General features: G+C 42.5%; 21 protein-coding genes. 3 read left to right on the top strand and 18 right to left on the bottom strand.

Annotated elements, in window-relative coordinates:
* The first annotated feature begins 26 nt into the window (after window positions 1-26).
* Window positions 27-755, top strand: coding sequence for a response regulator transcription factor (locus tag DXB77_RS06570; RefSeq protein ID WP_182439439.1), 729 nt, complete (start codon window positions 27-29; stop codon window positions 753-755).
* A gap of 38 nt (window positions 756-793) precedes the next feature.
* Here the strand turns inward: DXB77_RS06570 and DXB77_RS06565 are convergent, their stop codons facing one another.
* Window positions 794-1,525, bottom strand: a complete 732-nt coding sequence (locus DXB77_RS06565; protein WP_182439438.1) for an ATP-binding protein — start codon at window positions 1,523-1,525, stop codon at window positions 794-796.
* Window positions 1,526-1,774: 249 nt separating this feature from the next.
* Here DXB77_RS06565 and DXB77_RS06560 point away from each other — a divergent pair, with 249 nt between their 5' ends.
* Complete coding sequence (locus tag DXB77_RS06560) at window positions 1,775-2,215, top strand: MarR family transcriptional regulator (RefSeq protein WP_117808820.1); 441 nt, start codon at window positions 1,775-1,777, stop codon at window positions 2,213-2,215.
* Between the two features lie 122 nt (window positions 2,216-2,337).
* Window positions 2,338-3,834, top strand: a complete 1,497-nt coding sequence (locus DXB77_RS06555) for an MATE family efflux transporter (protein ID WP_226801028.1) — start codon at window positions 2,338-2,340, stop codon at window positions 3,832-3,834.
* A gap of 35 nt (window positions 3,835-3,869) precedes the next feature.
* On the opposite strand, the gene DXB77_RS06550 is transcribed toward DXB77_RS06555, so the two are convergent.
* The 17 genes from DXB77_RS06550 to DXB77_RS06470 form a co-directional block, all read right to left on the bottom strand.
* Window positions 3,870-5,234 (bottom strand): MATE family efflux transporter, encoded by a 1,365-nt coding sequence (locus DXB77_RS06550; protein WP_117808819.1) that lies wholly within the window; start codon window positions 5,232-5,234, stop codon window positions 3,870-3,872.
* A gap of 138 nt (window positions 5,235-5,372) precedes the next feature.
* Window positions 5,373-6,398 (bottom strand): aldo/keto reductase, encoded by a 1,026-nt coding sequence (locus tag DXB77_RS06545; protein ID WP_117808818.1) that lies wholly within the window; start codon window positions 6,396-6,398, stop codon window positions 5,373-5,375.
* Window positions 6,399-6,510: 112 nt separating this feature from the next.
* A complete protein-coding gene (gene galE, locus DXB77_RS06540; RefSeq protein WP_008402329.1) occupies window positions 6,511-7,527 on the bottom strand; it encodes a UDP-glucose 4-epimerase GalE in 1,017 nt (338 codons plus the stop codon).
* Window positions 7,528-7,697: 170 nt separating this feature from the next.
* A complete protein-coding gene (locus DXB77_RS06535) occupies window positions 7,698-8,531 on the bottom strand; it encodes a TIGR03915 family putative DNA repair protein (RefSeq protein WP_118662853.1) in 834 nt (277 codons plus the stop codon).
* Between the two features lie 107 nt (window positions 8,532-8,638).
* Window positions 8,639-10,102, bottom strand: a complete 1,464-nt coding sequence (locus DXB77_RS06530) for a putative DNA modification/repair radical SAM protein (protein WP_118662914.1) — start codon at window positions 10,100-10,102, stop codon at window positions 8,639-8,641.
* 375 nt (window positions 10,103-10,477) lie between these two features.
* A complete protein-coding gene (locus tag DXB77_RS06525; RefSeq protein ID WP_117808816.1) occupies window positions 10,478-11,029 on the bottom strand; it encodes a hypothetical protein in 552 nt (183 codons plus the stop codon).
* 15 nt (window positions 11,030-11,044) lie between these two features.
* A complete protein-coding gene (locus tag DXB77_RS06520; RefSeq protein ID WP_044945885.1) occupies window positions 11,045-11,626 on the bottom strand; it encodes a xanthine phosphoribosyltransferase in 582 nt (193 codons plus the stop codon).
* 117 nt (window positions 11,627-11,743) lie between these two features.
* Entirely contained in the window at window positions 11,744-12,286 is a 543-nt protein-coding gene (locus DXB77_RS06515; protein ID WP_117808815.1) for a DUF308 domain-containing protein, read from the bottom strand.
* 5 nt (window positions 12,287-12,291) lie between these two features.
* Window positions 12,292-14,109 carry an ATP-dependent zinc metalloprotease FtsH gene (gene ftsH / locus DXB77_RS06510; RefSeq protein ID WP_117808814.1) on the bottom strand — a complete coding sequence of 606 codons (1,818 nt, stop codon included), beginning with the start codon at window positions 14,107-14,109 and terminating at the stop codon, window positions 12,292-12,294.
* Between the two features lie 270 nt (window positions 14,110-14,379).
* A complete protein-coding gene (locus DXB77_RS06505) occupies window positions 14,380-15,264 on the bottom strand; it encodes a DUF3298 and DUF4163 domain-containing protein (RefSeq protein ID WP_173783649.1) in 885 nt (294 codons plus the stop codon).
* On the bottom strand, window positions 15,254-15,826 hold the full coding sequence (locus tag DXB77_RS06500) for a sigma-70 family RNA polymerase sigma factor (protein ID WP_118483436.1): 573 nt from the start codon (window positions 15,824-15,826) through the stop codon (window positions 15,254-15,256). The genes DXB77_RS06505 and DXB77_RS06500 overlap by 11 nt, the downstream gene beginning before the upstream one ends.
* 24 nt (window positions 15,827-15,850) lie before the next feature.
* Window positions 15,851-16,768, bottom strand: a complete 918-nt coding sequence (locus DXB77_RS06495) for a GDSL-type esterase/lipase family protein (RefSeq protein ID WP_118483438.1) — start codon at window positions 16,766-16,768, stop codon at window positions 15,851-15,853.
* A gap of 266 nt (window positions 16,769-17,034) precedes the next feature.
* Window positions 17,035-18,435: a sodium:alanine symporter family protein gene (locus DXB77_RS06490; RefSeq protein ID WP_118483440.1), complete on the bottom strand. Its 1,401-nt coding sequence runs from the start codon at window positions 18,433-18,435 to the stop codon at window positions 17,035-17,037.
* A 101-nt stretch (window positions 18,436-18,536) separates the two neighbouring features.
* The gene (locus DXB77_RS06485; protein ID WP_330584347.1) at window positions 18,537-20,192 is read right to left on the bottom strand and encodes a Na+/H+ antiporter NhaC family protein; all 1,656 of its coding nucleotides are present in this window, start codon (window positions 20,190-20,192) and stop codon (window positions 18,537-18,539) included.
* 220 nt (window positions 20,193-20,412) lie between these two features.
* Window positions 20,413-21,630: an iron-containing alcohol dehydrogenase gene (locus DXB77_RS06480; protein WP_021944524.1), complete on the bottom strand. Its 1,218-nt coding sequence runs from the start codon at window positions 21,628-21,630 to the stop codon at window positions 20,413-20,415.
* A gap of 224 nt (window positions 21,631-21,854) precedes the next feature.
* Window positions 21,855-22,295, bottom strand: a complete 441-nt coding sequence (locus DXB77_RS06475; RefSeq protein WP_117808595.1) for an SseB family protein — start codon at window positions 22,293-22,295, stop codon at window positions 21,855-21,857.
* A gap of 52 nt (window positions 22,296-22,347) precedes the next feature.
* Window positions 22,348-23,703, bottom strand: coding sequence for a sodium-dependent transporter (locus tag DXB77_RS06470; RefSeq protein WP_118662852.1), 1,356 nt, complete (start codon window positions 23,701-23,703; stop codon window positions 22,348-22,350).
* Between the last annotated feature and the right edge of the window lie 34 nt (window positions 23,704-23,737).

Here is a 23,737-nt window from a genome sequence, read left to right as displayed (position 1 = left end):
TACCAATTACAGGGGGGATACCATATATGAAACTCAAACTTCTAATATGTGATGATTCAGATCTACAATTAAAAGAAACAACCAATTTTGCACATTCCTGTTTGGATGCTTCTGAATCCTTCACTTTCAGAATCGACTCCTACGAGCCAGAGAAATTAAAAAAATTGCTTGAGACCGATACGATTAATTATGATATTGCAATCTTAGATATCGAAATGGGGGACTTCAACGGTATCGATTTTGCTTCCGAGCTTAATCAATGCTGCCCACAGTGTGCAGTTATCTTTCTCACCAGCCATACCGACTATATATCTGAATCTTACGAAGTCCGTCACATATATTATGTTACAAAGGATTCCATACAACAATATCTGCCTAAGGCACTGGATAAAGCGATTCAGCTTGTAATTGAACGAAAAGCACGCTTTCTGGACGTTATCTCCAACCGAAAACGGTACACCCTTTCATGCGGAACGATCACTCATATTGAACGGCTCAGCCGCGAAATTATTATTTATACTGACGATGGGAAAGCCTATAAAGTGTACGAATCCCTTCAGGCTGTAAGCGAACGACTGCCGTCCTATTTCTCGCAATGCCATAGTTCTTTTATGGTCAATCTTGGATATGTAAAAAATTTATCCTCACAGGAAACCGAGCTGACCGGCAGCATCAAACTGCCTGTTGGCAGACGCTATGCCAAACCATTCAAAGCCGACTACCTCAAATATATCTCCGAACACGCTATGTTGTAAATTACAAACACACAAACCATGGCTGTTCTGTATGCCTTTTACAACATGATCGCTACTTCAAAGGCATCACCCTTGTCCGTGAACTCGACCGCTCCATCGTACCTGGCAACAATCTGCCTGATAATACGAACACCTCTGCCGTGGTTTTCTGCATCCGACTTCGTTGTATGGAACTGATTCTCCATAACGGCGATCTCCGTTCTTTTGGAATTTTTAACAGTGATAAAGAAGTTACTCCCACGATTCAATATCGATACATGTATGAATCTTTTATTTTCCCCATTTGCATCCTGCACCGGCACACACTCGGCTGCTTCGATCGCATTGTCTAACAGATTGGCAAACAGACGAATCTTATCGACATCCTCCATACGAATCTCCGGTAACCCGGTTGGAATATTATAAGTAAATGCAATCTGCTTCTTCCTTGCAAGATCCCGCTTATCTGAGACCGCACAGTCAAGGATTGTGTCATTTGTCACAATCATCTGCCTGATCTCCTCAATCTCCTTCTTCTTTTTTTCTATGTACTCTTCGGTGTCTTTCTGCTCCCGGATCATTTCATTGATCTCGTTTGAAATCTCATATATCTTTTTGCTGGTGTCTTCTATACTCTTCATATGCGTATATGAAGATTGGATACTTTCTACAAACTGTTGTCTTTTTTTCTTCAGATTTCTTGCTGAAATGATATTGTAGATCAGTGATCCTATAAGCACAATAACTACTGCTACTATGATCATCCAGTTTTTCTCGTTCATCTGTGGCATATTTATCCTCTGGTCAAACATATTTTTTCATATATTCTGTTATCTGAATTCTCCAAAAAACACTATAAATTTTAGTATATCTATTATTTCTTTCCTGTCAATAATATTTTTATCTCTAGTTTTCTGTTTCAGATAACACCCAGACTGTGTTTTTCTCTTTCTATAAAAATTGTATAAACAGGTTGACTCTTTTTATTTTAAAGCTATAATAGTTCTAAAAAGAACTTAATAAGGAAATGAGGAATATATATGATCCTACAATCACCATCCAATATTTTTGATATGACAAAAAGCCTGATGAAGCTTCAGGAAAAATATCTCGAAAGCATCCGGACAGACTATAAGCTTTCACGGATTGAAGTTATCATCATTACTTTTTTACACAATAATCCGGCACATGATACTGCCAGAGATATCGTAGAGTTTCGTATGCTACAGCGCGGAAATGTATCCACAGCCATTGATTCTCTCGCAGACAAAGGGTATCTGACCAGACATCCGGATATTGACGATAAACGGATCATTCATCTGAAGCTCTCCGATCGATCAATTCCTGTTGTACATGCGATTGAGAAAAAGCAGGACGAACTGATCTCCTGCATCTTTGAAGGTTTTTCAGATGACGAAAAGAAGAATTTTGCATCCTATAACAAGCGTTTGTATGACAACGTATTATCACATTTAAAATAATATGGTCACAATACTACTGCTTGAATACCGGGCTGTTAGTACAATACTATATTCAGGCAGGCTCATATTGCAATTAACTTTTATACAATATAAAACATCAATCAAAGGAACGAGGAATATACATGAAGAAACAAAGACAAGCCTACAGCATGACCGATTCTCCAAACAACACATCAAAAGCTTCACCACCAACCGGCGGAGAATCCATATCGAAAAACATCAGGGACAATCAACCGAATCGGATTGCACACAACTCAGGCTCATCCGACCGGGAATTTCTGGCAAAAGAACCGATCGGTAAATTACTGGCAAAGCTCGCACTTCCTACAGTCGCCGCACAGATGATCAATATGCTGTATAACATCGTTGATCGTATTTACATCGGTCATATTCCACAAAACGGTTCACTGGCACTTACCGGTGTCGGTGTCTGTATGCCCCTTATCATGATCATCTCCGCTTTCGCGGCTCTGGTCGGAAATGGCGGTGCTCCACGGGCTACCATCTATATGGGCAAAAATAAAAAAGACGATGCCGAGAAAATCCTCGGTAACTGTTTTACCATGCAGATCATCTTATCCGTTATACTGACTGCTGTTCTTCTGATCTGGAATCGCGACCTGCTTCTGGCATTCGGTGCAAGTAAGAATACCATTAACTATGCAACCTCATATATGAATATCTACGCAATCGGCACAATCTTTGTACAGCTCACTCTGGGTATGAATGCATTTATCACTGCACAGGGCTTCGCCAAAGAAGGTATGTTGTCCGTACTGATCGGTGCGATCGCGAATATTATCTTAGACCCGATCTTTATCTTTGCGCTTCATATGGGGGTAAAAGGCGCGGCCCTTGCAACAATCATTTCTCAGGGTTGTTCCTGCATCTGGGTCTTAAGCTTCCTCTTCGGCAAGCGGACAACTCTCCGCATCCGTGTGAAAAACCTCGGTTTGCAGGCCTCCTATATCCTGCCATGTCTGGCACTCGGTTCTGCCGTCTTTATCATGCAGGGAAGTGAAAGTATCATATCCGTGTGCTTCAACTCCTCCCTTCTGAAATATGGCGGAGATATGGCCGTCGGTGCTATGACGATCCTTACCAGCGTCATGCAGTTCGCCATGCTCCCACTTCAGGGACTTGGCCAGGGTGCTCAGCCGATCATCAGTTATAACTATGGTGCAAAAAATGCATCCAGAGTAAAGGATGCATTCAAACTTCTGCTGAAGGTCAGCCTGACATATTCTGTTTTATTATGGCTTTGCATTATGTGTTTCCCTCAGGTTTTTGCATCCATCTTTACCCCGGATACTGCTCTGATCGAGTTTACTAAAGTTGCACTTAGATACTACCTCGCGGTTATGTTCTTATTTGGAGTCCAGATCTCCTGCCAAATGACATTCAATGCCCTCGGTAACGCTCCGGCATCCATCATCGTTGCGATCATGCGTAAATTCGTCCTGCTGATCCCACTGATCTTCATTATGCCACATATCTACACCGCAGATAAGACAATGGCTGTCTACATGGCAGAACCGATCGCAGACCTGATCGCCGTAACCTTCACCGCCATCCTGTTCTTCTTCCAATTCAGAAAGGCACTACGGGAGATTGAATAAATTAATTAATAATCCTATCCGGTCGTTTATATTTTTTATCGAGCTTTTTCATGCTTTAATTCAGGCAACACCGTGGCACACATTGTAAAGAAGCTGGCACATCCGCCGATCAGATTCGAGATTGGCTCTGCCCAGAATACACCATCCACTCCAAGATTTCCGATTTTCGGAAGCAGAATGGTAAGCGGCACTACGATAAACGCCTTTCGAAGCAGAGAAAAGAAGGTAGCCTTTTTCGCCTTTCCAAGCGCAAGGAACACACTCTGTCCGGTAAACTGCAATGCCATAAAACAAAATCCGAAGAAATATATATGTAATGCCGGAACCCCTTTTGCGATCAGTTCCGGTGAATGATTAAATATACGGATAAACGGCTCCGGGAACAATCTGAGAGTGCCCCATGCCGCAAAAGTATAGGTTACGCATAATATAGTCAGGAAACGGATGGCTTTCCGTACCTTCTCATATGCCCCTTCTCCATAATTAAAGCTCATGACCGGAGATGCACCATTTGTAATACCCATAACCGGAAGTGTACAGATATCCCGCACGGAATTCAACACGGTCATAACGCCCACATAGATATCCCCGCCATAGATCTGAAGTGTCGCATTACATACAACCTGTACCAGACTGTTTGTAAATGCCATGATAAAGCTGGACACTCCCAGACTGATGATCCGCAAAACCCGCTTCCACCGCAGCCACATACAGCTCCATTTCAAATGAAGCACTGCCCGTTTTCCGGTCAGGAATACAAGAACCCATACTGTCGAGCAAAACTGAGAAATGATCGTCGCAATAGCCGCTCCTCTTACTCCCAGATTTAAAACAAAGATAAATATAGGATCCAGTATTATATTTAAAACTGCTCCGATCAGAACCGATATCATCCCTGTATTTCCAAAGCCCTGACTGTTAATAAACGGATTCATTCCTACCGATACCATGACAAATACCGTTCCCAGCAGATAGATCCGAATATAGGAGCCTGCATATGGGAATGTATCATCACTTGCGCCAAACAGATAAAGAATCGGCTTATAAAAGATCAGCCCGATAATCGTCAATACAATTCCTGTTCCGATCAATAAAGTAAAAGCATTTCCCATCAGATGCTCCGCTTCCTTATCATTACCCTTGCCACGTTCCATGGAACAAAGCGGTGCACCTCCATTTCCATACAGATAGGTAAAGGCTGTGATCAGTGAAATGATCGGAAAGCACAGACCTACCCCTGTCAGTGCAGTTGTACCGACTTCCGGGATCCGTCCGATGTAGATCCTGTCAACCACGTTATATAAAAGATTAAGTAGCTGTGCCAGAATCATTGGTACAGCTACTTCTATAATATTTCTATATACATTTCCACTTGAGAAATCTGTCTGATGTGCCTGCAATACCGTCTTCCTCTTTCAAAATAACATATAATATGATCCATTCCTACTTTCAAAAGCATTCTCTGTCAGAAAATGCTTTTCAGAACTGTCTTTTATATTATATTCTTTTTTGAAGTGAAGTCAAATAACACTTATCCTCTATGCGTGATAAAGGTTGACCGCCTTTTCGATCAGTGCCAGTTCCTCTTCTTCCATCTCGGTTGTTCTCTGCTTCTCAGCAGCCTTCAGATTACTGAGTATCTGTTCCGGCTTCGATGCACCGATCAAAACGGTTGTAACCTCCGGTTTGTTCAGCAGCCATGCAATCGCAAGCTCTGACAAGCTCATATTATAGCCTGCTGCAATATCATTTAACTCTGTCAGAAGCGGACGCATCGATACGACCTGATCCTCATGAAGGAACCGTCCATCTCTTGCCACCCGGCTATCCTTTGGAATATTCTGCAGATATTTATCAGTTAACATACCCTGTGCCAGTGGAGAAAAGCAGATCAGTCCTCTTCCGGATGCATATGTCTGCTTCAGCAGTCCGTTCTTCTCAACTGTCCGATCCAGAATACTGTAACGATTCTGGTTGATGATAAACGGACAATGCAGTTCATCCAGAATCCGTTCTGCCTTTGCCATCGTCGGACCGTCATAATTCGACAGACCTACATATAAAGCCTTACCGCTTCTTACGATCTGTGCAAGCGCTTCCATCGTTTCTTCTAACGGTGTGTTCGGGTCCATGCGATGGTGATAGAAGATATCTACATATGGAAGTCCCATTCTCTTTAAGCTCTGATCCAGACTCGCAATCAGGTATTTGCGGCTGCCCCAGTTGCCATAAGGACCTTCCCACATATCAAATCCTGCTTTTGTACTGATCACCATCTCGTCTCTGTAAGCACTCATTTCTTCCCGGAGGATTCTGCCGAAATTTTCCTCTGCGCTACCATATACCGGACCGTAATTATTTGCCAGATCGAAATGTGTGATTCCGTGATCAAATGCGGTAAAGCACATCTGTTTCATATTCTCATAATTATCTACACTACCGAAATTATGCCATAAACCAAGTGCGATCGGAGGAAGCATCAGACCACTTTTACCGCAATGGCGGTAAAAATCCGTTCCTTCTGTCTCTGTATATCTGGTCTTTGAAGCTGTATATTCTGCCATATAAACGAACCCCTTTCTATCTTAAACAAACAGGCAATTGTATCTTCTCTATGCCCTGTATTCCGGCACGTTTACAATTGCCTGTCTGTTACTTATTTACTGAATATTTTCATTATGCACCATAGCCATCCGGATTCATGCTCTGCCATCTCCATGAATCTGCGCACATCTCATCGATTCCGTATTCTGCTTCCCAGCCAAGTTCTTTCTTAGCAAGAGTTGCATCAGAATAACAGGTTGCGATATCACCTGCACGACGAGGCTTGATCTCATAAGGGATTTTCTTACCGCACGCCTTCTCAAATGCCTTAACAACATCTAAAACGCTGTATCCTTTTCCTGTACCCAGATTGTAAATCTTTACACCCGGATTCTCTTTGATCTTATTGATCGCTTTTACATGACCCTTGGCAAGATCTACAACATGAATGTAATCTCTGACACCTGTTCCGTCCGGTGTATCATAGTCATCGCCGAATACACCAAGACAAGGAAGCTTTCCTACCGCTACCTGTGCTACATAAGGAAGCAGGTTGTTTGGAATACCCTTTGGATCTTCTCCGATCAGTCCACTCTTATGTGCTCCGATTGGATTGAAGTAACGAAGCAGGATTACATTCCATTCCGGATCTGCTGTGTGGATATCTGTCAGGATCTGCTCAAGCATATGCTTGGTCCAGCCGTAAGGATTTGTGCAGACACCCTTTGGACATTCCTCTGTGATCGGAATAAATGCAGGATTGCCATATACGGTTGCAGATGATGAAAAAATAATGTTCTTGCATCCATTCTCGCGCATTGCCTTGCAAAGTGTTAATGTACCCGCAATGTTATTCTCATAATATTCGAGTGGCTTACGAACAGATTCACCAACTGCCTTTAAGCCTGCAAAATGAATTACTGTATCCGGCTTTTCTTTTGCAAAGATTTCATTCATTGCATCCAGATCACGGATATCCTTCTCATAAAATGTTACATCTTTTCCTGTTATCTCTTTTATTCTTCCAATTACTTTCGGACTCGCATTATACAGATTGTCAACAACTACTACATCATATCCTGCTTCTAATAATTCAACGCAGGTATGACTTCCAATATAACCAGCACCACCTGTTACTAAAATCTTCATATCATAATCCTCCTGTAAAATAAATTCTTAACCTTCGGTTATCACAACATTTATCGGTACCGGATTCTCTGTTACGATAACCACTATCATCATTATACACGAGAATAAAAACTAATCAATAGTTTTTGCTAAATTTTTACTAAAAGTTAGTAAATTTTATTCTTTTTTGTTTACTGCATGAATTCTACCGCATGCTTCCGCTTCCATATCGGCATCAGATTCCGCTGGCAGGTTGGATTCTTCCGCTGTTCAATCCCGATCGTATGAAAGAAGGTCTTCCAGAGTTCGGTATATTCATCCTTCAATAATTCCGTCCGTCGGAGCGTCTTTATTTCCTCATCGGACAACTCCCGCAAATACATCTTCTGAGCCTTTTCCTTCATATATCGGTTCTGTTCTGAAATCTCTCTTTCTCTATCTGCCTGCTGTCCTGAGTAATGTTTTCCCGGATGGATCACCGCATACTTCCGGTTATCATCAAGGATCATAAAATATTCGTCCGGCATCCGGTCTGCAAAATGCTCTGCCACCTGATAGATCACATCATGCTTCGGTTCCAGATGACAGACATACACCTTATTATCAATCGAATTGAATCTGGCAAATTCCCGAAAATGATGAATTTCATTTCCAACTGCCCGCCGAATCTCCAGCATCCGGCTGACCGGAGGCTCTGCAAGCATCCCGATCACCCTTGGTCCTGCCTGAAATCCGATCCGCAAAAACCGGTAGATATCGTCCAGTACATCATCTTCCATCAGACAGGCATAATACACATCGATATATGCCTGCATCCCGATCTTATTTCGAACGGAACGCAGAACCTTTTCCGTCTTTTCTGCATCGGCATCCACATGGACATACTCGTCAAATAAAGTTGCCTGCACGATCGGCTCTGTCCGTAACCGCACCCTATCATGTCCGACCCGGAGTGCATAGACCCATGCATCATAGATGCAGGTCATCATATCTTCTAATTGATGTTTACAGGTAAATATCCTCATATTTACATTCTCCCATCTATATCCTCATCTATCTATAAAATCTATCCTGACAATATTTCTTCATACAATCGTCTATTCTTAAATAGGATTTTACATTTATTCACAAATCAATTCGGAACTCCAAATACTCCCTGAGCATCAAAAAAGGATAACTGCTTATATTCTTCTTCCTTATGCTCTACCTGCCAGTTTTCTTTTGCATGCTCGCCTATCAGTTGTCTGGTAATATACTGCTCTTCGATCGGTATCTTATACATCATCCGTCCTCCACAGGTAATAAAATAATGCGCCCGTTTCAACACCACGCCCATCTTCTTCAGATGGTCAAATTCCAGATGTCCGTACCGTCTCGCCTTTACGATCCTGCCTGCTGATTTCGGTCCTATCCCCGGCACCCGGAGCAGCGTATCATAAGAAGCTGTCTGCACTTCGATCGGGAACTGTTCCAGATGCCGGATCGCCCAGTCGCATTTCGGATCCATCCGGACATTAAAATTCGGTCGCTCCTCCGACAACAATTCATCTGCCTGAAATCCGTAAAACCGCAGCAGCCAGTCTGCCTGATACAGTCGGTGTTCTCTCAGAAGCGGAACCGGAGTCACAAGAGACGGAAGTGCCGAGTCCTCATTTACCGGAATATAGGCGGAATAAAAGACACGTTTCAGATCATAGTTCTGGTATAACTTCTGTGTCGTCTGAACCAGCGTATAGTCGCTCTCATCGGATGCCCCAATGATCATCTGTGTACTCTGACCTGCCGGTGCAAATGCCCGTGGCTTCCATGTATCCTGAGTTGCCGGAGCAAAGGAAGCAGCTTTCTTCCAAAGAGAGCCGCCTCCATTACTCTGTGCTCCGGTCAGCCGTAACTGTTCTTTCCCGAATATACTTCCCGGCAGGTAACGATTCCCCAGACTGCGTTCCATTCTTGCATCTTTCCCTATCAGGGTTCTTGTCTCTGCGATCGTATCACGCACCTTCCCCATCGGAGTCATGATCGTCTGGAAGCTCTTATTCGGAGCAAGCTTCTTCAGGCTCTCCGCAGTCGGCAGCTCCAGATTCACACTGATGCGGTCGGCCAGAAATCCGGCAGCCGCAAGCAGTTCATCCGGCGCACCCGGAATCGTCTTTACATGAATATATCCGTTGAACCTGTATTTTGTACGAAGGAGCTGTAAAGTTATACAGATCTGCTCCATCGTGTATGCCGGATCACGGATCACACCGGAGCTTAAGAACAGCCCTTCTATATAATTCCTTTTATAAAATTCGATCGTCAGTTCACAGATCTCCTCCGGCGTAAAAGTGGCACGCTTGACATCATTCGATACTCGGTTCACGCAATACTTACAGTCATAAATACAATGATTCGTCATCAGAATCTTGAGCAGAGAGATACAGCGCCCGTCTGATGCAAAGCTGTGACAGATTCCGCAGGATCGTGCATTTCCGAGCATTCCTTCCTTTCCTTTTCGATCCACACCGCTGGATGTACATGCCACATCATACTTCGCCGCATCCGCCAGTATATGTAATTTTTCCTGTATAGTTTTATTCGCTTGTATTTCGAACATATGTTTATTATAAGAACTTACGTTCGATTTTTCAAGTGGAAATTTTTGTTTTTTTACATACGAAAAAGGCTTCCTGAAAGGATCCATGCAGCTAAATCAAACTGGTAATTGTTTCATATTGTGAAAATGTTACAGAATTGTTACAATCCCATTGTACTCGATCGATACATTTATAAATTACAACAGGAGGATTTTATTATGTGTATTAATTATAACTGTTCAGATCTTTGGAATATGATCTGCAAGTACCTTGGTTTAGGCTGTTAATTTTAAAGCTGAAAAGCCATTGGATAAAAAAATAGCAGTATCCATTATTTCACAAGACATCTCCTTGCCACATAATGATACTGCTGTTCTTTTATTTTACACTTTTAATTATTTCTTCTTATTCTTCAAGTCTGTCACCAGAATCATTGCTGCGCCGGCTACCATAACGATCGCGCCGATCAGCAGGAAGACGGTTCCATAGCCAAGACTATAGACTATATCGCCATTGGCATTATTCTTGATCTGTACCAGTGTATTGACCAGATCGATCATGATCACAGCCAGAGTCAGGATCGCTGTAAGTAACGTCCATTTTCTTGCATTTTTAAATACCATTATAATACTTGTGATCAATGCAAAAAATATAACAAGGATTCCGTCTCCACTCAGGAAATTGACGGATTCTGTTGTTCCATCCACAGTCGCCTGAACGAACGGCTGGAAGTTTGCCCATATCAGAAGCATCGCCATAAGTCCGATCAGAACTCTTCCGATTGCGACAGGTTTCGGTGTCTCCATCTTCTCATTTGCTACATTTGAAAACCGTTTGGAGATTCCGCCATAGGTCTTACTGTAATCCATAATGGATAAATCTTTCTCTCTGTGCTCTCCACTGCCGGAGGTTGTCTGCACAGAATCTTTCTCATTCTGTTCTGCCATAAAAAACTCCTTTAATTACTGCTCCCGGAAAATGATATTTCCTGTCGCTGCATCCATCTCGTCTACAATTGCAAGGGATTCCAGATGATATCCCAGATTCCGGATGATCTGTCCGCCGGTCTGGAAGCCTTTTTCGATTACGATACCGATTCCCGCAACATTTGCACCGGCTGATGTCACGATAGATATCAATCCCTGAAGCGCACAGCCATTTGCGAGGAAGTCATCAATGATCAGAACATTGTCATCCGGATTCAAGAATTTCTTTGACACGATAACCTGATTCTTACATTTGTGGGTAAAGGATTCTACCTCTGCCACATATACTTCACCTTCTATATTGATGCTTTTTGATTTCTTCGCAAAGATAACAGGCACATCAAACTGTCGCGCTGCCACACATGCGATCCCGATTCCGGATGCCTCAATCGTGAGGATCTTATTGATCGGCGTTCCTTCAAAACGCTTCTTAAATTCTTCACCGATCTGGTCAAATAACCGGATGTCCATCTGGTGATTCAAAAAGCTGTCAACCTTTAATACATTTCCTTCTTTTACAATTCCGTCTTTTACAATTCTTTCTTCTAAGAAATTCAACTGTAGTTCCTCCTTGAGATTGCTTTCGTCCTTAACAAACAATTAGTACAATCATACATCATTTCTCGACGAGATTCTACTGGAAATGTATTTTTTTATGATTCGGATTATTTACGCCTACCAGTCTGATCCCATTTTGCTGAGTGCTGATGCAATACTATCAATTCCAAGCACGATCAGATACAGTCCGATCAGATAACCGAATGCGACAACTGCCATAATCGGTTCTATCAGAAGCATAACTCCGATCACGATACCGATGATATTCAACAACAGGGATACAAGTCCAAAGCTGTTACCTGCAAAATACCGTACAGTGCTGATATGGGACAGTCTGGATATACTGTGCATAATGATCCAGAGTGCAAAGAGCCAGATCACTAACCGTTGTGCGGCTCCCGGACAGAGGATCAGCATCATACCAAGCAGGGTACTTAAGATGCCGGAGGTCAGGGATACTGTCGGTACAACTCCCATATGCCGCTCCATCTTTACATAGAATATAATATCTGCTATACCGCTGACTGCTGCCACGATTCCGTAACAGATGACAATACTGTTCAACATACTTTCAGGACGGATCATCGTAAAGATGCCAAGTATAGTGAGTATAATTCCAAGTATCAGCTCCATCCAGCCAAATCCTGTTCGTTTCCTCATAATTCTCACCTCTTATCCTGTAAAATGCTCATAAATTCGTCTCCTGTGATCGTCTCTCTCTCATATAAAAAGGCTGCCAGTTCATCCAGCTTTTCCCGGTTCTCCTCTAAGATCTTACGTGCTTTTTCATGCTGAACCTTCACCAGTTCTACAACCTTGCGGTCGATCTCCCTCTGGGTTTCCGGTGAACAGGTAAGGGATGTATCCCCGCCAAGATACTGATTATTTCTCGCTTCCATCGCAACCATATCAAAGTCACCATTCATTCCATACTGGGTGATCATTGCCCGTGCGATCTTCGTTGCCTGCTCGATATCATTCGATGCTCCGGTCGTAACCTCACCGAATACCACTTCCTCTGCTGCACGTCCACCGGTAAAGGTTGCAATCTTATTTTCCAGTTCTTCTTTTGTCAGCAGATATCTGTCTCCCTGCTCCACCTGCATGGTATAGCCGAGCGCACCTGAAGTTCTCGGAATGATCGTGATCTTCTGTACCGGTGCTGAGTGCGACTGCATGGCCGCTACGAGCGCATGTCCGATCTCATGATAGGCAACCACATGCTTTTCTTTATCTGATAAAACAGCATTCTTCTTCTGATATCCTGCGATAACTACTTCTACACTTTCTTCAAGATCTGCTTCTGTAACGATCGTTCTGCCTGCCCGTACTGTTCGAAGAGCTGCTTCATTTACGATATTTGCCAACTCTGCACCGGAAGCTCCTGCTGCCATTCTTGCGATCGTATGGAAATCCACATCATCCGAAACCTTGATCTTTCTGGCATGTACCTGAAGGATTGCTTCCCTTCCTTTCAGATCAGGAAGTTCAACCGGGACTCTACGGTCGAATCGACCCGGACGGGTAAGTGCAGGATCAAGCGATTCCGGTCGGTTTGTTGCCGCCAGAATGATAACGCCGTTGTTTCCTTCAAAACCATCCATCTCAGTCAGGAGCTGATTCAATGTCTGTTCTCTTTCATCATTTCCTCCGATCTGTCCGTCACGTTTCTTACCAATTGCATCGATCTCATCGATAAATACGATACATGGGGCTTTCTCCTTTGCCTGCTTGAACAGATCTCTGACCTTGGAGGCACCCATACCTACAAACATTTCTACAAATTCCGAACCGGACATCGAGAAGAACGGTACATTGGACTCTCCCGCAACTGCTTTTGCAAGCATTGTTTTACCGGTTCCCGGAGGACCTACTAACAGGACACCCTTTGGCATCGAAGCACCGACATCCGTATATTTCGCAGGGTTGTGCAGATAATCAACGATCTCTGCCAGATTCTCTTTTGCTTCATCCTCTCCTGCGACATCCGAGAAACGGATACCATTTGTCGACTGCACATATACCTTGGCATTGCTCTTGCCCATTCCAAAGGACATCGCATTCTTACCGCCCGCCTGTTCGATCAGCTTCTTACTGAAATACTGGCCCAGTCCGATGAATATAATAATCGGAAGAAGAAATCTCAACAGGAAATTCCAGACCGGTGATACCGTTTCATCAACATTCTTTGAAAATACCGCTCCGGCATCGTATAACCGTTCCGTCAGTCCCGGATCATCCATAGCTCCGGTCTTATAGTATGTGTTCTTATCCTTGTCTGTGAAGATGATCTCGGAATCATCCACCTCTACTTCGCCAATATTTTTCTCATTGATCATCTTCATAAATGTTCCGTAATCTACTTCCTTGACCTGTATCTTCATCAGAAGCGGATAAATAAACATATTAAAAACCAGAAGAACGACCAGCACGATCCCATAATAGAAGATCAACGGCTTCTTGGGTGATTTTACTTCTTTCATATGTCTCCTCTCTTTCCGGCAGGTACCTGTAATTTCTACATATATGTACTGCCTTTTCCTGTATTATTTCTGAGTTTCGCAAATTATCGCAGCAATCGCCGCTGACCTGTGTTGACACAGCTTTTGGTATTGGTTATACAGGCAAAAGTCTGTTAGCACTCATGTCGCAAGAGTGCTAAGTTTCTTTTAGAACAATATAGCCAGAAAAAAAGGAAATGTCAATCTCTTTTATAAAGATTTCACATTTCCTTTACAGCTTTTTATTTTCTATTATTTTGATACATCAATTATAAATTCCGGCGTTCCCATTGCTCCTGCGCCCAGCTCATATTTATTAAAAAATACCACAACCTGATCCTTGTCATTGATATAAAACTGTGTATCTTCATTGATCAGATCTTCCAGATCTAAATCTTCCCAGAGATAGAATTTCTTTTCGTCGTCCCAGGTATTGATCTGCCTCTGAACCTCATCGGCTATGATCTTCTTATAATTGCTGCCAAACCATTCTTTTAATGTAATATCCTTTCCTGTATCCAGATCAATGTTATAATAGAACATCTGGTAATAACCGGTTGCCCGGGTCTCATTTTCACTGATCACAAAGGATACATAATGTTCATCCAGACATTTGACCTCATAGTCAATGACGATATCATATGGAATAAAGTTCTTCGGATCTCCCCCGGTTAATATATAAGCATTATACTCTTCTTCCGCACGCTTCTTACTTGCTTCCACTTCCTGGTTGATCATCTTTGCTATCTCACGATTCACACGCTTTTCCAGTTCGGAATTTCCGGTATTATTCAACTGCGGAACTTTCACATTTACATATTTGGCTTCATCCGCATATTCATATTCCCGGAAGGTAAATACCTGACACACAGAACCGATAAACGGCGTATCGGCAGCTGCCTTTGCAAACGTCGGCGATACATTCAGCAGAACCACAAATATCAAAAATGTTGCAGCTACGGCCTCTCCTGCATAACGCAGTATATGTTTCTTCCGTCTCGTATATATATTAACAGGCTTCTGATCCGACATCCCTGTGCTCTCTGTCGTCAGTCCTTCTTCTATCGCATCCTGAACTATGGAATTCAATTGTTCCGGGATTTTTATATTTTCATATTCCTCTTTATTAAACTTCATCATAAACCTCCAAATCCAGCTTTAAGAGTTTCAAAGCCTTATACAACCTTGATTTTACTGTGTTGATATTATCTCCTGTAACCTCTGCGATCTTGTCAAATGGCATATCTTCAAAAAAACGCAGAAGAACGACTGTTTTCAATTTTGCCGGAAGCCGATCCATAGAATGATACAGATCGACATATTCCTCCTGCTTTCCCGTTCTGTCTGTACTGTCTTCAAGTGAATCATCCTCCTGCAGATAGACAACCTTTTTTTGTCTTCGCAAAGCCATCAGACATTCATTGATCAGTATACGATACGCCCATGTTTCAAAGTATTCCGGACTTTTTACCTGGCTCCGGTTCTGCAGTATCTTAACAACCGCATCATGAACCGCATCTAAAGCATCCTGTTCATTCTTCATATAGCTAAATGCCATCCGATAAAACTTCTCCTGATTATCCTCAATAAATCGTATCACCACAGTTGACCGGATTCCCGTATCTTGTGATTCCTGCTTTTTATAACCGGCACGTTCATTCTGATATTTCGTTTTTCTTAAAATACTACGCTCATTCACGTTCTGTTCCCTCTGTTAATATTTTTATTTATCCAGTGTATGTTCCTCCAGATATGTGAGCCATTTTTCACAATATTTCTTATTCAGATGAATTCCATCTGTGGCCGCATCATCCGGCAGAACTCCATCTGTTGATACCGCTTCCTGCACATTCACAAATGTAGCACCTTCATCCGCTGCAAGCTGCTCTAATCGTTTATTATATTCCGCGATCTTATCATTTCTGACATATCCGCCGGAATCCGATACCGCTTTACTTACCGGAAGTACCGACTGAATAAATATCTTTGCAGATGGATTTTGTGCCTTAATATCATCAATGATCTGCTTGTAATCTGAGATAAATATATCATTACTGATCCAGCCTGTCTCATTGATTCCAAACATTAAATATACACGATTATATCTTGTTCTGGCAAGTGCCTCCATCACTGACCGGTCTTCATCGTCCTGATGGATTACTTTTGCGGTATATGCGCTTGCAACAGTTAATCCCTTGTGTACATATGCGGTTGTCTGTATACCGGTTTGTAACACGAAGCCTTCCGTTCTGGAATCTCCGACAAATACCGCATCCGAAAAATCATTTGATTTGTCATCGCTCTTTAAATCCATGTTTTTTACTGATCCTGTTGTAGTATCATCTCCCCGGCCTGTCAGCAATGTCTCTTTCACATTACCGGTTCCGGAACTCTCTGTCGTACTTGTCTCTGTCGTACTTACCTCTGTTGTCACAGGCTCCTGCGTTGATCCTTCTACAATCGGTCTGTCTTTCGCCATATGTATAAACCGAATACTGATGCAGAACGCAAACAGAAGCATTGCTGCTGCCGTTCCACGCATAAATATCTGCTGTCTTCTTCTCCTTCTCTTTCTCTTTTGCTGCATTAAGAACATCTTTCTTCTTTTTTGTAATCTGACTCTATTCCTATTCTGACGCATTATCCGTTCCTCCTTATCTATCTCAAAAGTATTTCTTACTTTGTTTTCTATTATTTAGATGTTTAAGGATGAGAAAAAGTTGATACAAATTTATATTTTTTGAAAAAATTTTGATTTGACGAAATTTTAATCTGAAGTTCCTTGCTTTATGCAATAAGACTTTCCATAAAGAAAAAAACATCCGATCGGTTAACGACATATTCATATCTGTTATCCGATTAGATGTTTTTTGTTTATCTATTATTTTTACTTATCTGTTATTTTTATTATGCTTCTTCCCTTGCTTCCAGATCAAAATGCTCCCTGACCAGCTTCACAACTACACCGGAAAGCAAGAATACTGCGATCAGGTTTGGTATCGCCATCAGACCATTGAAAGTCTCTGCAATACTCCAGAGCAATCCAAGATCTAAGGTTGCACCAACGATAGCAACCAGTGAATAAACAAACATAAACGGCTTATTTACCTTTGTTCCGAACAGGAACTCGATACACCTCGCACCATATAATCCCCAACCAATAATAGTTGAAAATGCGAAACAGCACATTGCCACAGCTGTAAAAAGTGATACCCAGTTGCCATATGTAGCAGTAAACCCACTAATCGTAAGCTCAGCGCCCGCTGCCTGTCCATATGTGATCGGCACTTCGCTGCAAAGTATAACCAATGCAGTCAGGGTACAGATAACTATAGTATCTACGAATACTTCAAAGATTCCAAAGAATCCCTGTTTTACCGGCTTTCTTGTATCTGCACATGCATGTGCGATTGAACCTGTACCAAGCCCGGCCTCATTTGAAAAGATACCTCTTGATACACCCTTCTTCATGCTCATGAAAAAGCTTCCAACAACACCACCGGTTACTGACGCCGGTGAAAATGCGCCTTCCACAATCTCTTTAAATACTGCCGGCACATGATTGATATTTAAAATTACGACTCCAAGCGCAAGCACCACATAGAACAGCGCCATAAATGGTACCAGCTTCTCTGTTACCTGTCCGATTCTCTTAATCCCGCCAAGCAGGATCAATGCAAGCAGGACTGCGAGCACAATACCGATGACCAGATTTATGTTTGATACGGAATCCTTTGAAATAATTCCATAATTAAATAATGCAGAATCGATCGCTGTCGTGATCGTGTTTACCTGTGTGGCATTTCCTGTACCGAACACTGTGATCACACCAAATGCCGCAAACAGATATGCAAGCCAGTGCCAGTGTTTCTTCAGACCATTCTTAATGTAATACATCGGTCCGCCGACAAATTCGCCCTTATCATTCTTCTCCCGGAAATGAACGGCAAGTGTTACTTCTGAAAACTTTGTACACATACCAAGAAGTGCGGATATCCACATCCAGAAGACGGCACCCGGTCCACCGATAGCGATTGCTCCGGCAACGCCTGCTATATTTCCTGTCCCGACCGTAGCCGCAAGCGCGGTACACACCGCCTGAAACGGTGTCATGGCTCCATCAGCAGCCTGCTTCTTTCGAAACATTCGCCCGATCGTAACTTTCATCGCATATGGGAATTTCCGGATCTGCAGAAACCGGGTTCGGAAGCTTAACACCAGACCGACACCAATAATACAGATCATGGCAGGGACTCCCCATATAAAGTTATTGACTACATTGTTGATTGATTCAATTGTTTCTAACATATTTTACTACTAATTTCCTTTACTATAATCTGGCAGGTTTTTCGAATTCAGATCGTACGCCCTTAAATATGTCCATGCGTTTCGGTGAAAATATCCGAAATCTAAATCTCTTCACGTCCGGTTTTTGCACGAATAAGCATTAGAATTACAAATAACAGCACGATGCAAACCGGAAGCGCAAGCCATGAAAGTGCGGCAAGCTTTGCAGCCTGAAGAATTCCGATCAACAGATATCCAACCATACATACAGCAGCTACAACAAGTGCATATGGAAGCTGTGTAGATACATGGTTTACATGCTCACAATGTCCCCCGGCAGATGCCATGATCGTTGTATCTGAGATCGGGGAGCAGTGGTCACCGCATACCGCACCTGCCAGACAGGATGCGATAGAGATTACCATCATCTGTCCGGATGGGAATACGCCGATCACGATCGGGATCAGAATACTGAAAGTTCCCCATGACGTTCCGGTGGCAAATGCAAGTAAGGCTGCAACAATGAATATGATCATCGGCAGGAAGCCTTGCATGGAACCGGCAGAACTGGATACCAGATCAGCTACATATACCTTTGCGCCGAGGAGATTCGTCATACCGGAAAGTGTCCACGCCATTGTAAGGATCAGGATCGGTGCGATCATTGATTTGAAACCTTCCGGTATACATTCCGTAAATTCCCGGAAGGATAAGGTATCACGCAGCATGAAATAAATAAACGTAAATACCAGTGTAACAGCACCACCAAGCACCAGACCAACCGATGCGGATGAATTTGCGAATGCATCTACAAATGATGTTCCGCTAAAGAAACCACCTGTATATACCATTGCAATGATACAGCTTATGATCAGCACAACAACCGGCAGGATCAGATCCAGCACATGTGCATTTTCTTTTAAAATTTCTTCTTCATTATCTTCATATGGTCTTCCCGGAGTTGTGAACAGATCCCCTGCGATCGCATTTATTTCATGTCTCTTCATCGGACCGAAATCAACACGAAGAATGGTTACTCCAAGTACCATGACTAACGTAAGAAGCGCATACAGATTATATGGAATTGTCTGGATAAATACTGCAAATCCGTTAATTCCAGCATCTTCCGGTACGGATGATGTAACAGCGGCAGCCCATGAACTGATCGGTGCTATGATACACACCGGTGCTGCTGTAGCATCAATAATATAAGATAATTTGGCTCTTGATACTTTATGACGATCTGTTACAGGACGAAGGACACTGCCTACAGTCAGGCAATTAAAATAATCGTCTACAAAGATCAGGATTCCAAGAACCATAACGGATAATTGTGCACCAATCCTTGTCTTAATGTGTTTTGATGCCCATTTCCCAAATGCCGCAGAACCTCCGGCTTTATTTAACAGGGATACCAGAATACCAAGCATAACAAGAAATACCAGAATACCCGCATTTCCTGAATCTGAAAGCTTCGCGATCATACCGCCATTTTCATTAAACAGCATGGTATTGATACCTAACTCCAGATTGAAATTCGAATATAATAATCCACCTGTGATAATACCTGCAAGCAATGAGGTATAAACCTCCTTTGTGATCAGTGCCAGACCAATCGCAATAACCGGTGGAAGCAGAGATAATATCGTTGCATAGGTCTTACATTGATAATTCTCCGGATCTGCGATCTCCCCCGGTGTTTTACCGGTTACCACCATGAGTACGATTATGATCGCAATGAATATAAGCATCGCTATCTGTTTTCTTTTGATCTTCAATTTCTCTCCTCCAAAATTTTCTTTTGTTTTTTATGCCCTATGATAAGCATTCTGCTACATTCGTTTCCATAAAGGCACACTACTTTTCCAGTATAAAGTGCTATCCCTGAGAAATCAAGTTTTACCTGACATTTTAAAAGGGTATTTTCGGAATTTGTTCCAAAAATACCCTGGATTCTTATTTTATATCAGTATTGTACCTCTTATAAATCAATTACTTTTAGAAATCAACCTCTGAATCATAATAACAGCACTTTAAGAGTTTCTCCATCTCTTCCTGACTTGGCTGTCTTGGATTTGATCCTGTACATGCATCCAATATTGCATTTGCTGCGATCTCAGGCAACCGCTCTAAGAATACATTCTCAGGTACAAAGCCCTGCTCTGCCGGATAGCTGTCAGCACCATAATGTTTGATACAGTGTGGGATATTCAGATCATCGTTCATCTTACGCAGATAGTTGATCAGAAGTGTTACCTTCTCATCTAATGTATCACCGCCAAGTCCCATAAAGTCTGCGATCACTCCATATCTTTCTTTTGCAGTTTCATCCTTTGCATTAAATGCGATGACCTTCGGCAGATACATTGCATTTGCCGCACCGTGAATGATGTGTGCGCCATAATCCGCAAATGCTGCACCTGTTTTATGTGCCATAGAATGAACAATACCCAGAAGCGCATTTGAGAATGCCATACCTGCAAGGCACTGAGCGTTGTGCATTGCGTCACGTTTTTCCATGTCTCCGTTATAAGAACCAACCAGATCATTCTGGATCATCTTAATAGCATGTAATGCAAGCGGATCTGTGAAATCACAGTTTGCGGTTGATACATATGCCTCGATCGCATGTGTCATTGCATCCATACCGGTATGAGCAACTAACTTCTGCGGCATCGTCTCTGCCAGCTCAGGATCAACGATCGCTACATCCGGTGTGATCTCAAAATCAGCGATCGGGTATTTGATACCCTTCTGATAATCCGTGATAATTGAAAAGGCCGTTACTTCAGTTGCAGTTCCTGAAGTAGATGAAATTGCACAGAAATGAGCTTTTTTACGAAGGGAAGGAATACCAAATACCTTACACATATCTTCAAATGTAATGTCCGGATATTCATATTTGATCCACATTGCCTTTGCCGCATCAATCGGAGAACCTCCGCCGATTGCTACGATCCAGTCCGGTTCAAACTCCAGCATGGCAGCAGCACCCTTCATAACTGTTTCAACAGACGGATCCGGTTCAATGCCTTCAAATAACTGAACTTCCATTCCTGCCTCTTTCAGATTCTTTTCTACTTTATCCAGAAATCCAAAGCGTTTCATCGAGCCACCGCCAACACAGATCATCGCCCTTTTTCCTTTAAAAGTTTTTAATGCATCTAATGCATCCTTTCCATGATAAATATCTCTAGGTAACGTAAATCTTGCCATCTTTCCATCCTCCTATTACTCTATCTTATTGGTACGACTAAGGAGCCGCAAACGGCTCTTGCCTATAAAAAACAAAAAGTAGTGTACTACTACACTACTTTCTGATTATATCACAATTCTTTTCATTTCTCATTATATTTTTGTGAAATTTAAACAACTGTTTTTGTGAAAAATTAAATTATCTAAACTTTTTATATAAAAAATGGCATTTTTCTAATGTTGAGCTACTTTCCTGCAAGAATCAGCTGAAGCAGGCTCTTATCCAACATTAATGCACGGTTCCAGGGATTCAGAATAATGCCCTCTATATCGTCCGTCATTAAAGCTGCCTCAAAGAGATGGCTGATATCTGCCATAAAGGTCGACATTACGGTTTCACCGCCCTTTATCTCCTCATCAAAGCTGGTAAATGCCATCCACCAGTACCTCTCATCCTCGGTCTGGATCGCCTGGATCTGCAAACTGCTCTCCGCACCCGCCGGTGGTATAACAGCAACAATGAACTGTCCATTTGCTCTCGCACGCCGTCTTATCACTGTAAGTGTATGTGCAAGCATTTCTTCTGTCGGTTCCTGCTGTAAAACAAGGATTGCTTCTTCAATTGTCTCATTTCCCTGTAAGCCTTCATCTACAGGTATCTGATCTTCATATTTTTTCGTATCCATATACCGTCTGATCTCCCAAATATCTTCTCATATTTCATCTTGAAAATCTTCTTTATAACACTCCCTGAATCAGAATGATCAGGATCAGAACAGGAAGTACAAACTGGAAATATGGTTTTAATTTTACGGACATTTTCACTCCGGAACCGGTATTTACTTCCTCAATATAATTATCAAAGCCCCAACCCCATTTCGTAACACAGAACAACAGATAGATCAGTGAACCGAGTGGGAGCAGAAGATTACTTACCAGGAAGTCCTCACTGTCTAATATATCCCTGCCACCGATCAGGTGCAAATCACTCCACACGTTGTATCCCAGAACACAAGGAAGACTTGCGATCAGTATGATGATACAGTTGATGAAAGCCGTTTTATTTCTGCTCCATCCAAACATATCCATCGCAAATGACATGATATTTTCAAATACGGCGATAACCGTAGAAAAGCTTGCAAATGTCATAAACAGAAAGAACAATGAACCCCAGATCCTGCCGCCTGCCATATTTACAAATACATTCGGCAGCGTTACAAATATCAGCTTTGGTCCTGCAGTGACCTCTACTCCATAGCTGAAGCATGCCGGAAAAATGATCAATCCTGACATAACAGCAACAAATGTATCCAGGGCACAGATTCGCACACCTTCGCCTGCCAGCGCATGATCCTTGCTCATATAACTTCCGAAGATCTCCATCGCAGCTACACCAAGACTCAGAGTGAAGAAGGCCTGATTCATAGCCGCGGAGATCACATTTCCGATACCGACTTTCTCAACCGTTGACAGATTTGGAATCAGGTAGAACCGTAAACCTTCACCGGCTCCTGATAAAGTAATGCTGTGAACTGCCAGTACCACGATCAGCACCAACAGTGCTGTCATCATAATCTTACTGATTCGTTCCAGACCATTCTGAAGCCCACGGCTGCATACGATAAATCCGACAATAACCGTCAGGATCATCCAGAAGCCCATCTGCTTCGGATCGGCAAGCAGATCCGAGAATACAGATCCGGTCGCATCCGCATCCATACCGGCCTTGAATTCGCCTGTGACAAATTTATAAAAATAAGATACCATCCAGCCGGATACGGTTGTGTAATACATCATCAGAACATAACAGCCAAGGATCGCAAACCATCCATGAATGTGCCATTTACTCTTTGGTTTTTCAAGCTCCTTATAAGCCAGAACTGCACTCTTTCTGCTGCCTCGTCCGACCGCAAGCTCCATCGTCAGAACCGGAAGCCCCATCGCCACAAGGAACAGCAGATAGAACAATACAAATATTCCTCCACCATTTTCTCCTACCACATATGGGAATCTCCATACATTTCCAATTCCAATCGCACATCCCGCACTTACTAATAAAAAGCCTAAACGGGATTTAAATGATTCTCGTTTCATATTTTCTACTTTTTCTCCTGTATTTCTTGCTTCT

The sequence above is a fragment of the Clostridium sp. OM05-9 genome (genome assembly GCF_003481465.1).
Taxonomy (GTDB): domain Bacteria; phylum Bacillota; class Clostridia; order Lachnospirales; family Lachnospiraceae; genus Coprococcus; species Coprococcus ammoniilyticus.
The sequence above is the reverse complement of the archived record's forward strand: the minus strand, read 5'-3'. Positions and strand labels throughout refer to the sequence as shown.

What these genes read in the sequence shown, in the direction of transcription:
- DXB77_RS06570 (WP_182439439.1), top strand. Translation starts at nt 27, where the DNA reads ATGAAACTCAAACTTCTAATATGTGATGATTCAGATCTACAATTAAAA.
- DXB77_RS06565 (WP_182439438.1), bottom strand. Translation starts at nt 1,525, where the DNA reads ATGCCACAGATGAACGAGAAAAACTGGATGATCATAGTAGCAGTAGTT.
- DXB77_RS06560 (WP_117808820.1), top strand. Translation starts at nt 1,775, where the DNA reads ATGATCCTACAATCACCATCCAATATTTTTGATATGACAAAAAGCCTG.
- DXB77_RS06555 (WP_226801028.1), top strand. Translation starts at nt 2,338, where the DNA reads ATGAAGAAACAAAGACAAGCCTACAGCATGACCGATTCTCCAAACAAC.
- DXB77_RS06545 (WP_117808818.1), bottom strand. Translation starts at nt 6,398, where the DNA reads ATGGCAGAATATACAGCTTCAAAGACCAGATATACAGAGACAGAAGGA.
- galE (WP_008402329.1), bottom strand. Translation starts at nt 7,527, where the DNA reads ATGAAGATTTTAGTAACAGGTGGTGCTGGTTATATTGGAAGTCATACC.
- DXB77_RS06535 (WP_118662853.1), bottom strand. Translation starts at nt 8,531, where the DNA reads ATGAGGATATTTACCTGTAAACATCAATTAGAAGATATGATGACCTGC.
- DXB77_RS06530 (WP_118662914.1), bottom strand. Translation starts at nt 10,102, where the DNA reads ATGTTCGAAATACAAGCGAATAAAACTATACAGGAAAAATTACATATA.
- DXB77_RS06525 (WP_117808816.1), bottom strand. Translation starts at nt 11,029, where the DNA reads ATGGCAGAACAGAATGAGAAAGATTCTGTGCAGACAACCTCCGGCAGT.
- DXB77_RS06515 (WP_117808815.1), bottom strand. Translation starts at nt 12,286, where the DNA reads ATGAGGAAACGAACAGGATTTGGCTGGATGGAGCTGATACTTGGAATT.
- ftsH (WP_117808814.1), bottom strand. Translation starts at nt 14,109, where the DNA reads ATGAAAGAAGTAAAATCACCCAAGAAGCCGTTGATCTTCTATTATGGG.
- DXB77_RS06505 (WP_173783649.1), bottom strand. Translation starts at nt 15,264, where the DNA reads ATGAAGTTTAATAAAGAGGAATATGAAAATATAAAAATCCCGGAACAA.
- DXB77_RS06495 (WP_118483438.1), bottom strand. Translation starts at nt 16,768, where the DNA reads ATGCGTCAGAATAGGAATAGAGTCAGATTACAAAAAAGAAGAAAGATG.
- DXB77_RS06490 (WP_118483440.1), bottom strand. Translation starts at nt 18,435, where the DNA reads ATGTTAGAAACAATTGAATCAATCAACAATGTAGTCAATAACTTTATA.
- DXB77_RS06480 (WP_021944524.1), bottom strand. Translation starts at nt 21,630, where the DNA reads ATGGCAAGATTTACGTTACCTAGAGATATTTATCATGGAAAGGATGCA.
- DXB77_RS06475 (WP_117808595.1), bottom strand. Translation starts at nt 22,295, where the DNA reads ATGGATACGAAAAAATATGAAGATCAGATACCTGTAGATGAAGGCTTA.
- DXB77_RS06470 (WP_118662852.1), bottom strand. Translation starts at nt 23,703, where the DNA reads ATGAAACGAGAATCATTTAAATCCCGTTTAGGCTTTTTATTAGTAAGT.